This window comes from Georgenia sp. EYE_87, assembly GCF_023148685.1.
Taxonomy (GTDB): domain Bacteria; phylum Actinomycetota; class Actinomycetes; order Actinomycetales; family Actinomycetaceae; genus Georgenia.
Genome location: NZ_JAHXNL010000005.1, coordinates 19,796 through 32,725 on the forward strand (window position 1 = coordinate 19,796; position 12,930 = coordinate 32,725).

Here is a 12,930-nt window from a genome sequence, read left to right on the forward strand (position 1 = left end):
GCGGGTCAGTCCCCGGCCCGGGACCCGGCGGGCACCCGGCAGGACCACGCCCGCGGCAGGAGCGTCCAGGTGCGGGAGAGCATCGGGCCGGCCACCTCGCCGTCCGCGTTGACACGGAAGGCGTTCCCGTCGTCGACGGCCTCTACCGCGACCTTCCGACCACGCAGGGTACGCACGTCCTCCCGCCCCACGTGGTTCCCGCTGCGCAGCTGGAGGGCGAACGAGGCCCGGGCGAGGGGCCCGGTGGCCGAGACGAGGACGACGTCGGCCAGCCCGTCCCCCTGCTCGGCCTGGGGCACGGCCCGCGCGCCGCCGCCGATGGAGCTGCCGAGTCCCACCGTCACCATGAGGAGGCGCTCGCTGCCGTCGTGGACGACGGCGTCGTCGACGCTCACGCGCAGGCACCAGCCCGTCGTCGAGATGCCCGCCCGGACTGCGCCGAGCGCGTACCCGGCCGTGCCGAGCGCCCCCTTGACGTTCTCCGCGCCGGCCGTGGCCTCCGCCCCGACCCCGGCGTGGACGACGTTGACGACGACGCCGCCCTCGTCGTCGAGCAGGAGGTCCATCGGCTGCGGGACGCCCTGGAGGGCGACCAGCGCGGCCTCCTCCGGGTCCTGCGGGAGGCCGAGGCCGCGGGCGAGGTCGTTGCCGGTGCCGAGCGGGATGACCGAGACCGGACCGACACCGGCGAGCAGCTCCAGCCGCACGAGGGCGTCGATGCAGGAGTGGACCGACCCGTCGCCGCCGAGGACGACGATCTCCCGACCGGCCGCGCCGCGGAGCGCCTCGCGGGTCTCCTCGGGCCCCTCCTGCACGACCATCTCGACCTCCGCGCCGGCACGGAGCACCGCGAGGGCGGCGTCGACGGCGGCGTCCTGCGCCGAGCCCGCCGCCCGGTTCGCCAGGACGAGGAGCGAGCGGGGATCGGCCATGGCGTCAGTCTGGCGCGCGCCCGCGATGTCCGCCCACCGAACCAGGTTCCGGGCGCGGAACGCTGGCGACGGCGGGCGGCCGGTGCTATCTACATTGCCATCCGTCCGTCACTCACTGGAGAGGACCATGACCAGCTGGCGTCGGTACGACGCGACACTGTTCCCGATCTTCCACGAGCGCTTCGAGGAGAAGTGGGGCAAGGGCTCCGCCCCGTTCCTCGACCCCGGCGTGTTCTTCGAGGAGCAGCCCCGCCCCCGGGCGCAGTGGATCAACGTCGACACCGGAGCCGCGGTGGCGGTCGTGCCGATCTGGGCCGACGAGGACGGCCGGCACCGCTCCTTCGGGGTCTTCTACCTGCCGCCCGCCGGGGACATCTGGGTGCTGCGCCCCGGCGTCACGGAGTACGTCGAGGCCGGCGGGGCGCTCACGGAGGAGCAGGGCGCGCTGCGCAACGACGCGTTCCGCAAGGCCGTCGCGCACGCGAAGCACTTCATCTTCGGGCACGAGGACTGAGTCGGCCGGGCTACGCCGCGGCGAAGGCCCGCAGCTGCTCGACGACGAACGCGTGGTCCTCCCGCTGCGGCAGCCCGGAGACCCCGACCGCGCCGAGCAGCGACCCGCCGCGGCGCAGCACGAGGGGGAAGACGCCCCCGTGGGCGGCGAACCGGGCGGTGTCGAGCCGGCCGTCGACGTCGAAGTCCTTGCCCTGGACGCGGAACTGCTCCCCGACGGCGAGCGAGCTGTGGCCGTAACGCAGGACGACGGCGGTCTTGCGGGCCAGCCACTCGTCGTTGTCGGCTGACGAGCCGGGCAGCGCCGTGTGGAAGACGCGCTGCTGCCCGAGGACGATCCCGATGGCGACGGGCAGGCTCCGCTCCGCGGCGGCCCGGCGCATCTGCGCACCGAGCACCCAGGCGTCGTCAAGGCCGAAGGAGTCGAGGCGCAGCTCGGCCTCCTCGGCGAGGATCTGCTCGTAGAGGTCGCTGCCGTAGCTCATGGCACGCCAGGGTACGGCCCGGCACGTGGCTGGGGCTGGCCCGCGGCGGCCGAACATTTTCGCGATCAGGACCATGCCCCTAAGGTGAACGGACTGACCGGGTCCGGACGGGCCACCAGAACAGCAGGGAGTGGCATGAGCGAGCCGATCGGGCAGGTCACCGTACGTACCTCCGCGACCAGGACGCGCCTGGTGCTGTCGGGCGAGGTCGACATGAGCCTGGCGGACGAGCTGTCCGCGGCGGTGGACGAGGTCCTCGCTCTGAGGCTGCCCGTCGACGTCGACGCGCGCGAGGTGACCTTCCTCGACTCCAGCGGCCTGAGCAAGCTCGTCCAGCTCGCGGCGAGCTCGGCCACCCGGCCGCGCCTGATCGAGCCCCCCGACTTCGTGACCTTCCTGCTCGAGGTCACCCGCCTCGACGAGGTGATGGACATCGTCGCGACCGACCCCGGCTTTCCCGACGGCGAGCCCGGCTCGGACCTCGTCGGGCTCAGCGACCGGCGCGACGCCGTCTGACACCGCACGGCACGGCGCGGAACCCTGAGATTCCGGACTTTCCGCCCGTTCGGAGGGCGTTCGGCCCGACCCCCACGTACGCTCGAAGCAGCAGGACCCACATGACGCCGTCACGAGAGCCTGGACCGCCAGAGACCGACATCATGGACCGACAGATGCGCACCGACCGTCAGCCCGACAGCACGCCCCCGGCGACGGGCCTCGAGCCCGACGTCAGGTCGGCGCGCCCGGCGGGCCGGTGGGAGTTCACCGACGCCGACGAGCTGCCCGCGCTGCGGCGCTCGGTCACCGAGGCGGCGGGGCGGTCGGCCGTGCTCAACGCCGACGGGCACGCCGACGCGGCCACCCACCACAACCTCGCCCTGGTCACCACCGAGCTGGCCACGAACGCCCTGAAGTACGGGGTGAAGCCAGGAGTGGTGCGCCTGCACCGCCTGCCGGCGGGCTGGCTGGTCGACGTCGCGGACGGGCGTGCGGACCAGGCGCCCCGGCCGCAGGCGCCGGTGCCCGGGCGGCCGGGCGGCAACGGCCTGCTGATCGTCTCGATGCTGTCCGTGCGGTGGGGCTGGTACGTCGACTCCAACAGCACGCCCCGCAAGCACGTCTGGGCGGAGCTCGCCGACTCCTGACCCGGGGGACGACGCCGACACCGGCTCGTCCGGACCCCACGACGCCCGCCCGGCAGCGGCTCGTCCGGACCTCGTCGCCGGGCGTTCGGAGGTCGGACGCCCTTTCACATCGAGCGTCATGACTCGAGCGACATGACTTTTTCGGCGAGTGTCACCGCGGCGCGACCCGTGCGAGCCAGGAGCGCTTAACGCCCGACAGGCTCGCCGGCGCGCAGTCCCCCGCGATCCGTGCGAGCCGGACCCACATAACGCCCGACAGGCTCGCCGGCGCGCCGTCCCCGCGATCCGTGCGAGCCAGCCGCGCAGGACACCCGCCACGCGGGAACCGGCCAGAAAACTCTTGTCGTCAGCGACGCGGCGCACCGGCGCGCAACCCCGCCGGCCAGCGCAGCGGCGGTCGGCCGGGCGGTGCCTCACCCCGGTCCCACCCCGTGCGGTCCCACGCGTTCGTCCCGGATCAGGCGAGCGTCTCGCGACGGGCCGCCTGGCGCAGCGATTCCCTGGTGCCTCAGCGGGAGCGGCGGAGGTGCGGCGATGCGTGGACAGCTCATCAGCCAGGGGCGGCGGTTCCTCGCCGTCGTCGCCGTGTGCGCCACCGCCCTGGTGTCCGCCGCGGTGCCGGCCGCTGCGTTCCGCGGCGGCCAGGTGGACGACCCCAGCGACCGTAATCCCGTGACGGACGGCCCCACCGGGCGGAAGTACCTCCTCAACAACGGGTGGGACGTCGACCCGGAGCAGGAGATCACGGCCGGCAACAACTACGACCGCACCTTCGTCGGGGACTGGGACGCCGACGGCGTGGACGAGATCGGGTGGCGCCGCGGCAACGTGTACAAGACCGGCGTCTGCCAGTGGCAGTTCGGCACCACCGGCGACGAGGTCCTCGTCGGGGACTGGGACGGCGACGGCCGCGACACCCTCGCCCTGCGTCGCGGCAGGGTCGTGCACGTGACCGACTCCCCGTGCAGCAGCCGCCCGAACCGGTCCTTCGCCTACGGGAGACCGGGCGACGTCGTGCTCGTCGGCGACTGGGACGGCGACGGCCGCGACACCCTCGCCGTGCGCCGGGGCAACGAGTTCCACGTGACTAACTCCCCCGCCGGCGGCCCCGCCCAGAGCGTGTTCACGCTCGGGAGGGCTACGGACACGGTGCTGATCGGCGACTGGGACGGCGACGGCGTCGACGGCCCGGCCCTGCGCCGCGGGAACGTCTACCACGTCAAGCTGCAGATGGCCGAGGGTGAGCAGGCCGACCGCGTGATCCGGTTCGCGGGCGCCGCCGACACGGTGCTGGTCGGCGACTGGGACGCGAACGGCAACGACACCCCGGCACTGCGCAGGCCGGAGGCGATCGAGCGTCCGACGAACCGCATCGAGTGGCTCGCCGCAGCGCACGGCATGTCGGTGCGCTACGCCCTGAAGTACAACACCTGCCGCCCCTCCGCCAACGGGTGCTTCCACATCGACCGCCCCTACCTCTGGATCTCCGAGAAGGCGGTGGCCGAGTGGCCCACCTCCCGGGTGGAGCAGATGGCCCGCTTCGAGATCGGCCGCGCCCTGGAGTACAAGGCGTGCGGCACGCTGAACCTGCCGGGCGGGGTTGGCATGGCCGAGGCGCTCGCCCAGCTCCTGGAGGACCCGCGCAAGGCACCCACGGCCGGCACCGCGGCCGACCGCCAGAACGCCCAGCGGATCTTCGCGGGCCAGTGCCCGTTCTGATCCGGCCGACCGCCCTGATCCGACCGACCGCCCTGATCCGACCGACCGTCCTGATCCGGCGCACCGTCCTGATCCGGCCGACCGTCTGATCGGGCCGCCGGACCGCGGACGGACGAGACCGACGTCACTCCACCCGTCCGCGGCACCGGAGCGTTCGTTGTCACCTCGCGGACTCCCGGGCTCCCTATGATGCCGGGACAGGATCGGAAGGGGCTGGGGTGCAGCGGATCGTCGGTGTCGAACGCGACTACGCGTGGGGCTCGCCCGACGCCATCCCCGCCCTGCTGGGCACCGAGCCCCCCGGCGGCCCCGTGGCAGAGCTCTGGCTCGGCGCGCACCCGGACGCCCCCGCGCGCCTCGAGGCGGTCTTCGGGGAGGCCGGTCCGGACCTGCTCACCCATATCGCGGCCGACCCCGTCGGCGCGCTCGGCGAGGACGTCGTCTCGCGCTTCGGGCCCCAGCTGCCGTACCTGCTCAAGCTGATCGCCCCGGCGAAGCCGCTCTCCCTGCAGGTCCACCCCAGCCTGGAGCGCGCCCGGGAGCGCTTCGCCGCGGAGTCGGCGGCGGGGATCGCGCTCGACGATCCGACCCGCAACTACCGCGACCCGAACCACAAGCCCGAGCTCGTCTTCGCCCTGACCACCTTCCGGGCGATGTGCGGCTTCCGCGCCCCGCGCCGCGCCGCCGAGCTCCTGGCGGACCTCGGCGCGCCGCTCGCCCAGGACCTGCACGACACGCTCCGCGCCGACCCGACGGCCGAGGGGGTCCGCGCCGCGTTCACGTGGCTTCTCGACGGCGCGACCCGCCCCTCTCCCGACGCCGTCCAGGAGGTCGCCCGGGCCTGCGCGCGCCGGCTCGCGGACGGCTCGCCGTCGCCCCGCGCGGACAACACCGTGGTCAGGCTCGCCGAGGCCTACCCGGGCGACCCGGGCGTCGTCGTCTCGCTCCTGCTCAACCCCGTCACGCTCCAGCCGGGCGACGCGCTGTTCGTGCCGGCCGGCGGGGTGCACGTCTACCTCGCGGGCCTGGGCGTGGAGCTGATGGCGGCGTCGGACAACGTGCTGCGCGCGGGCCTGACGCCCAAGCACGTCGACGTCCCCGAGATGCTCGAGTGCGTCGACTACGTCGCCGCGCCGCCGATCCGCATCGCCCCCGAGGTCTTCCACGGCGCCACCCGGGTCTTCTACGCCCCGGTCGACGACTTCGAGCTCGCCGTCACCGCCCTCACCGACGTGAACGGCGGCCCGGCCCACCCGCTGCCCGGCCGCGGCCCGCGGGTGCTGCTGTGCCTGGACGGGCGGATCGAGGTGACCTCGGAGACCGACTCGGCCGTGCTCGAGCGGGGCGAGGCCTACTTCGTGCGGGCCGACGAGGGCGCGCTCCGCGGGCGCGGCACCGGCACCCTGGTCCAGGCGGACGTGCCGTAGGCCCTACGCCGTCTCGCTCCCCTGCCGCGCCTCCTGCGCACCGAGCGCCGCCCGGGTGCGGTCGCGCTCCTCGCGCTCGGCGTGCTGGACGGACCGCTCGCGCGGACCCACGAGGACGAGGTGGGGCCGGCTGCGCAGCGAGTAGTGCACGGTCACGTGCCAGGACCGCTTGGCCCACAGCGCGGCGACGACGGCCACCAGCACCGACGCGATCGCGCCGACGCCCACCGACCAGCGCGGGCCCCACGCCTCGGCCACCCAGCCGACGATCGGCGAGCCGATCGGCGTCGTCCCCAGGAAGACCATCATGTACAGGCTCATCACCCGCCCGCGCATGGCGGGCTCGGTGGACATCTGCACCGTGGTGTTCGCCGCGGTCATCATCGTGAGCGAGAAGAACCCGACCGGGATGCACAGCAGGGCGTACAGCTCGTAGGTGGGCATGAGCGCCTGCACGCCCGTCGTCACGCCGAAGGCGAGCGCCGCCGCGATCACCAGGCCCACCCGGGGGTTCCGCCGGCGGGCCGCCATCAGCGCGCCGGTGAGGGAGCCGATCGCCAGGATCGAGCCGAGGATCCCGTACTCCCCGGCGCCCAGGCCGAACTCCTCGCGGGCCATGACCGCGGAGGTCAGCTGGAAGTTCAGGCCGAACGCCCCCACCACGCCGACCACCACGAGGATCGTCAGGATGTCCGAGCGACGGCGCACGTACTCGATGCCCTCGCGCACCTGGCCCTTCCCCCGCCGGGTGTGCGGCATGGGGTGCAGCTCGCGGGTGCGCATGAGCGTCAGGGAGAAGATCGTCGCCCCGAACGAGACGGCGTTGATGACGAAGACCCAGCCCGGCCCGACGGCGGCGATCAGCAGGCCCGCCACGCCCGGCCCGATGAGCCGGGCGGCGTTGAAGGACGTCGAGTTCAACCCGACGGCGTTGGGCAGGTCGGCGGCCGGGACCATCTCGGCCACGAACGTCTGGCGCACGGGCGAGTCCAGCGCCGCCGCCACCCCGAGCAGGAACGCGAAGACGTAGACGTGCCACAGCTCCGCGGTGTCGGTGAGCACGAGGGCGCCCAGACCCGCAGCGAGCACCCCCATCGACCCCTGCGTCGCGATGAGCATCTTGCGGCGGTTCAGCCGGTCCGCGAGCAGCCCCGCGAACGGGCTCAGCACCAGCATCGGGAGGAACTGCAGCCCGGTGACGATGCCGACCGCGAACCCGGAGCCGTTGGGCAGGATGGCCAGCACGAGCCAGTCCTGGGCGACCCGCTGCATCCAGGTGCCGACGTTGGCGATCAGGGCACCGACGAACCAGAGCCGGTAGTTGAAGTACCTGAGCGAGTAGAAGGTCCGACTCATTCCTCCACCATCCTTCGCAGAATCGTGGCGGCCTCTCCCACCACCTGCCGCTCGGCCGGGGTGAGCTTGGCCAGGCGCTTGTCGAGCCACGCGTTGCGGCGCCGCTTGATCTCCTTGACCAGCTCGTTGCCGGCGTCGGTCGTCGTGACGACGACGCAGCGCTTGTCGGCGGGGTCGCTACCCCGGGTCACGAGGCCGCGCTCCTCCAGGGAGGCGATCGTGCGCGTCATGGAGGGCCGCTGGACGTGGTCGTGCTCGGCAAGCTTCCCGGCCGTCATCGGGCCGAGGTGGTAGAGCGCGGACAGCACGGAGTGCTGCGCCTCGGTCACCTCGAGCGTCGACTCGGTGCGCAGCCGGCGCGAGAGCCGCAGCACGGCGATGCGCAGGTTGGTCGCCAGATCGGGGCGGCGGTCGGAGCGGGGGTTCGGCGCGATGTTGTTCATTCTGCTAGTTACCCTAGGTCATTAGCATTGCTAATTACCAGTCCTAACGGGGTGAGACTGCGCACCCCGGGGACCGCGCCGCCGGGGTCGTCACGGCGACGTCGCCCGCGCCACCGTCGGGCGCCCCCGGCCCGGTTCCGGGTGGATACTCGGCTCAGCGGGGGCGTCCGGGTCCGGCACCCCGACGATCCGGCGGAGAGGAGAGCGCGATGGCACCGCCCCGCCACTCCCCCGAGCCACCTGGCCGTCACGACGTGCTCTGGGTCGTCGTCGCCGTCGTCTTCATGCTGGTCGCCCTGGCGCTGACCGTCGTCATCCTGCGGGACGCCAGGCCCGCCGAGGCGCTCGGCGCGGGGTACGAAGGCCCGCCGACGGCGCAGCTCGTCACCGCGCTGTCCTCCTCACGGCCACAACCTGCCATGTCCTTTTCCGGCCGCCCGAAAACGTAGCGCCTTGCCCGTTCTTGGGAAGAAGATGACCAGACCCGGGGGCCGGGGCGCGGCACGAACGGCCCCGCCAACCCCCGGGGCCAACCGCCGAAGCGCCCGGTGCCGTCCGACATCCCGGAAGAACCACATGAAGAAGGCTCCCGGCGACAATTTCCAACTTTTCGTCACCGATTTCCTGGGCGACGAGGCCGTGGAGCCGATTCAATAGACGACGGCGGCACAGGCGTGGTGGGCGTCGGCCACCTGAAGTCGTGCTGAGCAGGTAGAGCTTCGGGGGACCGGTTCTCCGGTCGGCTTCGCTCTCAGTGCAGCCGTCGACCCGGTCCTGTGCACGGCAGGACCGGGCGCGGCACCCTCCGGTGCGCGACAGCCGCCGGAAGGCAGAAGTGCCGGAGGCCCAGCCTCCGGCACTTCTGTCCTCAGCCCACCGGCTCCAGCCGCCGCGCGCGGGCCCGCGCGCGTGCGCCGTCGACCACGAGCACCAGCAACGAGACCCACACCAGGGCGAACCCGACCCACCGGGCGAGCGGCATGTCTTCCTGGAGCACCAGCACCGCGGAGACGAGCTGCAGCGCGGGGTTGAGGTACTGCAGGTTTCCCAGCAGGGACAGCGGCAGCCGGTTGGCGGCCGCCGCGAAGAGCAGCAGCGGGAACATCGTCATCGGGCCGGACAGCACCAGGAACAGGTCCGTGGCGTCGAGCCCACTGACGGCGAAGGTCGCCGTGCCGGTCATCGACATCGCGACAATGACGATCGCGGCGAGCGGCACGAGCAGCATCGACTCCACAGTCAGCCCGACGCTGGGGCTCACCCCGCGCCCGACCCGGTTCTTCACCAGGCTGTACAGGCCGAACGCGACCGCGACGACCACGGAGATCCACGGGAACGACCCGTACCCGAGAGTGACCACCAGGACCGCGACGGCCCCGACGCCGGCCGAGACCCACTGCGCCGGTCGCAGGCGCTCGCGGTTGACGGTGACCGCGAGGAGCACCGTCACGAGCGGGCAGACGAAGTAGCCCAGCGCGACGTCCACCGCCCGGCTCGTCAGCGCGCCGTAGGCGTAAAAGAACCACACGACGCCGATGAGCAGCGACGCCAGGCCGAGCAGGTGGCGCGAGCTCCTGTCGGCCAGGACCCGCAGCAGCGCCGTCCGCTGACGGGTGACGGCGACGATCACCAGCATCAGCGCCGCGGCCCACACCACTCGGTGCGCGACGACCTCGAGGGCGTGGACGTCCCAGACCAGCAGGAGGTAGAGCGGGAAGAAGCCCCAGGTCACGTAGCTGACGAGAGCCGCCGCCAGCCCGTCGCGCCGGTCCTTCGCCTCGGTCGCGTCCATGCCGTCAGCGGCTCAGGACCGGTTCGGCCACCTTGAGGTCGACCCGGTTCTGCGCCTGGGCCACGTGCCGGCCCGCGAGTCGGCCGGAGATCATCGCCCAGCCGATGTGCAGCCCGTGGTTGAGCAGCTGGAGACCGCCCTGCCCGGTGGACCCGGCCGCCCACAGCCCGGGGACCACCTCGCCGTCCTCGGTGGTCACCCGCAGCTGGTTGTCCACCGCGAGACCGCCGTCGGCGAGGGTGACGTAGGCGTTCATCGGGCCGAGGGCGTAGAAGGGCCCCTCGGTAACGCCCTCGCCGAGCCGCTCCCGGCCGAACTCGGGGTCGGCCCCGGCGCCCACCTGCTCGTTCCACCGCGCCACCGACGCCGTGAGCGCCGCGGGCTCGATCCCGAGGCTGGTCGCCAGCTCCTCGAGGGTGGCGGCCTGGTGGTAGACGTCCGGGCGGAACCGCTTGTAGTCCTGGACGTAGGCGTACGCCACGCCGGGGAACGTCGAGACCGGGTTGGGCCAGGCGGAGAACTTCCTGGCGACCCGCGCGTCGAAGATCATGTAGCCGGTGTTGGCCTCCGTCGCCGCGACCGCGCGGGCCATCAGCTTGTCGGAGTCCTCGTTCGCCAGCCGCCGCCCGTCGGGGCCGACCAGGATCGCGCCCGCCGCGTACATGGTGTTGTTCGGGCCGATCCAGGACGTCAGCGCCCCGCGGATCACGTAGGCGAGCAGGCTCTTCGGCAGCCGCTCGACCACCACCCGCATGAGCCTGGTCAGCCCGGGCACCGACGGCAGCATCTTGATCGGGTCGGGCCGGGTCGACGGCGCGAACCGGAGCCCCTCGTAGAGGCGGTCCATCTGCATCATGACCCCGCCGGCCTCGGTGCCCAGGTAGAACCCGTCGCCGGTGTTGTTCGGGTTCACCGGCGGCACCTTGGCCGCGGCCTCGCCGACGTACTTCGCCTTCAGCTCGGTGGAGGCCGAGTAGTCCCCGGTGGCCAGGATGACGCCGCGCCGGCCGAAGTAGTTCTGCCCGTTCGCGGACGCACCGATGATCTCGCCGGCCGCGTTGCGCAGCAGCCCGTCCACCCGCATCGAGGTGTAGATCGCCACGCCGCGCTTGCGGCACTCGCGCAGCAGCGCCTCGCGGTAGGCCTTGGAGTTCGGCAGCACGTTGTGCATGCGCGGCTTCTCGTACGGCGGCTCCGGCGTCGGGCCGAGGAACTGGACCCCGATGCTCGAGAGCCACTCCACCGTCGGCCCGGCGTTCTCCGCCAGGATGCGGCGCAGCTCCTTGTTCTCCCGGGCCTCGAACTCCCCGTTGGCGACCTTCATGTCCTCCACGAACAGGTCGATGCTGTCGTTCACGCCCGCCCGGTACTGGTACGACGTGTTCGCGGCGGTGAACGAGCCCACGGACATGGCGGTCGACCCGCCGACCTCCGCGCACTTCTCCAGGATGATGACGGAGGCCCCCGACGTCGCCGCCGAGATCGCGGCGCTCATGCCGGACCCGCCGCCGCCGATGACCAGAACATCTGCCGTGTAGATCATGTGACTTCCTCGTCGTCGTGGTGGTTGATGTGGCCGGTCAGCGGTGCGCGCCGGCCAGGGCGCGGGTGGCGGCGGCCGGGCGGCCCTCCACGGGATCGGCCGAGCGGCCCTCCGCGGCGGCCGCAGTGCCCACGGCCCGCGCCGCGGCCGAGGCGCCGGCCCAGCGCCCGGTGATGTAGCCGGGGGCGAGCCCGCCGGCGTAGCCGTAGTTCGACAGGCCGCCGATGTCGGCGCCCGCGGCGTAGAGGCCGGGGACCGGGCGGCCGTCGTGGTCCAGGGCCTCGCCGTCGGCGTTGGTGCGGATCCCGCCGAAGGTGAAGGTGATGGACGGCTGGACCATGAGCGCGTAGAACGGCCCGGTCTGCGGCGCCCGCGCCCCGGAGGCGACCGGGATGCCGCGGGCCACTCCCCCGCCCGCGCCGGCCACCTCGGTGTACAGCTCGAGGGTGGCGGCGAGGTTGCCGCGGTCGATGCCCCAGGAGGCGACGGCGTCGACCAGCTCCTCGAGCGTGTCGGCGACGGCGTGGGTCGCACCCGCCTCGACGGCCAGGGCGAACCGGTCGATGGTCCCCAGCCCGGGGAACGGCTCCTCGGTGCCCTCGGTGCGGCGGACGTGGTCGTCGAAGATGAGCACGCCGCGCGCCTCGGGCTGGAACGTCACCGCCTGGTTGAGCAGCTCGTCGCCCTGCGTCTCGTCGACGAACCGCTCGCCGCGCAGGTTCACGAACACCGTCGAGCCCGAGTAGTACTGCGAGGACGGCAGGAAGTCCTGCGGCTCGAACCGGTTGACGGGGTGGCCGATGAGGTGGCCGTAGAAGGTGCTCATCGCCGTCGTCCCGCCGGCGCCGGCGGCCCGGGCGAGGCGCAGCCCGTCGCCGACGCTGCCCGGGTTCGAGCGCAGCAGCAGCCGGTCGGCGTTCGGCCCGATGTGCCGCGTCAGCTCGTCCCGGGCGCCCTGGAACCCGCCGGTCGTCAGGACGACGGCGGGGGCGTCGTAGCGCACCAGGCGCCCGTCGGCCTCGCGCGCCACCACCCCGGTCACCGTCCGTCCGTCGTCGAGGAGCTCGACGACGGCGGTCCCGGTGCGGGCCTCGCCGCCGGCGGCGACGACCTCGGCCCGGCACCAGGCGAGGATCGCCCTGATGTCGGTGGAGTACCCGACGCCGAAGGTCATGATGTCCCGCTTGGGCTCGTCGGCCACGCGGACCCCGGAGGCGCGCAGCTCGGCGAGTGCGTCCTCGTAGTCCTCGACCAGCCGGGTGCCCAGGGCGAGGTCGCCCAGCGGGATGCGTGCCCGGTAGGCGTCCACGCTCGGCGCGGTCCAGAACATCCCCGCCGAGAGGGCGGCCGACCCGCCGAAGGTCTCCTGCTTCTCGAGGAGGGCCACGCGGGCCCCCGCCCGGGCCGCGGTCATCGCCGCGGCCGAGCCGGACACGCCCGACCCGACGACGACGACGTCGGCGGTCCGGACCTCGTCGACCTCACGGTGGTGGTGAGTCATTGCTTGTCTCCTTCGACGCCGCGGGCCGGGGCCCGCGGCGATCAGGTGTGGTCAGATGCGCGAAACTGTGCGGG

The 12,930-nt window shown here is 73.1% G+C and carries 13 protein-coding genes; 6 read left to right on the plus strand and 7 right to left on the minus strand.

Going from position 1 to position 12,930, the window contains the following annotated elements; genetic code table 11:
- Positions 1-5: 5 nt before the first annotated feature.
- Complete coding sequence (locus KZX45_RS09235; RefSeq protein ID WP_248257442.1) at positions 6-932, minus strand: diacylglycerol kinase family protein; 927 nt, start codon at positions 930-932, stop codon at positions 6-8.
- Positions 933-1,059: 127 nt separating this feature from the next.
- Here KZX45_RS09235 and KZX45_RS09240 point away from each other — a divergent pair, with 127 nt between their 5' ends.
- The gene (locus tag KZX45_RS09240; RefSeq protein WP_248257443.1) at positions 1,060-1,446 is read left to right on the plus strand and encodes a hypothetical protein; all 387 of its coding nucleotides are present in this window, start codon (positions 1,060-1,062) and stop codon (positions 1,444-1,446) included.
- A 10-nt stretch (positions 1,447-1,456) separates the two neighbouring features.
- Here KZX45_RS09240 and KZX45_RS09245 read toward each other — a convergent pair whose 3' ends face one another.
- On the minus strand, positions 1,457-1,930 hold the full coding sequence (locus KZX45_RS09245; RefSeq protein WP_248257444.1) for a heme-degrading domain-containing protein: 474 nt from the start codon (positions 1,928-1,930) through the stop codon (positions 1,457-1,459).
- A 135-nt stretch (positions 1,931-2,065) separates the two neighbouring features.
- Here KZX45_RS09245 and KZX45_RS09250 point away from each other — a divergent pair, with 135 nt between their 5' ends.
- The 4 genes from KZX45_RS09250 (at position 2,066) to manA (ending at position 6,221) form a co-directional block, all read left to right on the plus strand.
- Positions 2,066-2,446 (plus strand): STAS domain-containing protein, encoded by a 381-nt coding sequence (locus tag KZX45_RS09250; protein WP_248257445.1) that lies wholly within the window; start codon positions 2,066-2,068, stop codon positions 2,444-2,446.
- Positions 2,447-2,601: 155 nt separating this feature from the next.
- The gene (locus KZX45_RS09255) at positions 2,602-3,075 is read left to right on the plus strand and encodes an ATP-binding protein (RefSeq protein ID WP_248257446.1); all 474 of its coding nucleotides are present in this window, start codon (positions 2,602-2,604) and stop codon (positions 3,073-3,075) included.
- A 534-nt stretch (positions 3,076-3,609) separates the two neighbouring features.
- Positions 3,610-4,794: a hypothetical protein gene (locus KZX45_RS09260; RefSeq protein ID WP_248257447.1), complete on the plus strand. Its 1,185-nt coding sequence runs from the start codon at positions 3,610-3,612 to the stop codon at positions 4,792-4,794.
- A 218-nt stretch (positions 4,795-5,012) separates the two neighbouring features.
- The gene (gene manA, locus KZX45_RS09265; RefSeq protein ID WP_248257448.1) at positions 5,013-6,221 is read left to right on the plus strand and encodes a mannose-6-phosphate isomerase, class I; all 1,209 of its coding nucleotides are present in this window, start codon (positions 5,013-5,015) and stop codon (positions 6,219-6,221) included.
- 3 nt (positions 6,222-6,224) lie between these two features.
- Here the strand turns inward: manA and KZX45_RS09270 are convergent, their stop codons facing one another.
- Together KZX45_RS09270 and KZX45_RS09275 are read right to left on the minus strand one after the other, a co-directional pair.
- Positions 6,225-7,577, minus strand: a complete 1,353-nt coding sequence (locus tag KZX45_RS09270) for an MFS transporter (protein WP_248257449.1) — start codon at positions 7,575-7,577, stop codon at positions 6,225-6,227.
- Positions 7,574-8,020: a MarR family winged helix-turn-helix transcriptional regulator gene (locus tag KZX45_RS09275; RefSeq protein ID WP_248257450.1), complete on the minus strand. Its 447-nt coding sequence runs from the start codon at positions 8,018-8,020 to the stop codon at positions 7,574-7,576. Before KZX45_RS09275 ends, KZX45_RS09270 begins: the two co-directional genes overlap by 4 nt.
- Before the next feature lie 209 nt (positions 8,021-8,229).
- On the opposite strand from KZX45_RS09275, the gene KZX45_RS09280 reads away from it, so the two are divergent.
- A complete protein-coding gene (locus KZX45_RS09280) occupies positions 8,230-8,469 on the plus strand; it encodes a hypothetical protein (protein WP_248257451.1) in 240 nt (79 codons plus the stop codon).
- 419 nt (positions 8,470-8,888) lie between these two features.
- Here the strand turns inward: KZX45_RS09280 and rarD are convergent, their stop codons facing one another.
- Genes rarD through KZX45_RS09295 form a run of 3 tightly spaced genes read right to left on the minus strand, consistent with a single transcriptional unit; the run spans position 8,889 to position 12,856 of the window.
- Positions 8,889-9,812: an EamA family transporter RarD gene (gene rarD / locus KZX45_RS09285; RefSeq protein ID WP_248257452.1), complete on the minus strand. Its 924-nt coding sequence runs from the start codon at positions 9,810-9,812 to the stop codon at positions 8,889-8,891.
- A gap of 4 nt (positions 9,813-9,816) precedes the next feature.
- Positions 9,817-11,355 (minus strand): FAD-dependent oxidoreductase, encoded by a 1,539-nt coding sequence (locus KZX45_RS09290; protein ID WP_248257453.1) that lies wholly within the window; start codon positions 11,353-11,355, stop codon positions 9,817-9,819.
- 37 nt (positions 11,356-11,392) lie between these two features.
- Positions 11,393-12,856, minus strand: a complete 1,464-nt coding sequence (locus KZX45_RS09295) for an FAD-dependent oxidoreductase (RefSeq protein ID WP_248257454.1) — start codon at positions 12,854-12,856, stop codon at positions 11,393-11,395.
- Between the last annotated feature and the right edge of the window lie 74 nt (positions 12,857-12,930).

What these genes read in the sequence shown, in the direction of transcription:
- KZX45_RS09235 (WP_248257442.1), bottom strand. Translation starts at nt 932, where the DNA reads ATGGCCGATCCCCGCTCGCTCCTCGTCCTGGCGAACCGGGCGGCGGGC.
- KZX45_RS09295 (WP_248257454.1), bottom strand. Translation starts at nt 12,856, where the DNA reads ATGACTCACCACCACCGTGAGGTCGACGAGGTCCGGACCGCCGACGTC.
- KZX45_RS09240 (WP_248257443.1), top strand. Translation starts at nt 1,060, where the DNA reads ATGACCAGCTGGCGTCGGTACGACGCGACACTGTTCCCGATCTTCCAC.
- rarD (WP_248257452.1), bottom strand. Translation starts at nt 9,812, where the DNA reads ATGGACGCGACCGAGGCGAAGGACCGGCGCGACGGGCTGGCGGCGGCT.
- KZX45_RS09280 (WP_248257451.1), top strand. Translation starts at nt 8,230, where the DNA reads ATGGCACCGCCCCGCCACTCCCCCGAGCCACCTGGCCGTCACGACGTG.
- KZX45_RS09275 (WP_248257450.1), bottom strand. Translation starts at nt 8,020, where the DNA reads ATGAACAACATCGCGCCGAACCCCCGCTCCGACCGCCGCCCCGATCTG.
- KZX45_RS09245 (WP_248257444.1), bottom strand. Translation starts at nt 1,930, where the DNA reads ATGAGCTACGGCAGCGACCTCTACGAGCAGATCCTCGCCGAGGAGGCC.
- KZX45_RS09270 (WP_248257449.1), bottom strand. Translation starts at nt 7,577, where the DNA reads ATGAGTCGGACCTTCTACTCGCTCAGGTACTTCAACTACCGGCTCTGG.
- KZX45_RS09255 (WP_248257446.1), top strand. Translation starts at nt 2,602, where the DNA reads ATGCGCACCGACCGTCAGCCCGACAGCACGCCCCCGGCGACGGGCCTC.
- KZX45_RS09250 (WP_248257445.1), top strand. Translation starts at nt 2,066, where the DNA reads ATGAGCGAGCCGATCGGGCAGGTCACCGTACGTACCTCCGCGACCAGG.
- KZX45_RS09260 (WP_248257447.1), top strand. Translation starts at nt 3,610, where the DNA reads ATGCGTGGACAGCTCATCAGCCAGGGGCGGCGGTTCCTCGCCGTCGTC.
- KZX45_RS09290 (WP_248257453.1), bottom strand. Translation starts at nt 11,355, where the DNA reads ATGATCTACACGGCAGATGTTCTGGTCATCGGCGGCGGCGGGTCCGGC.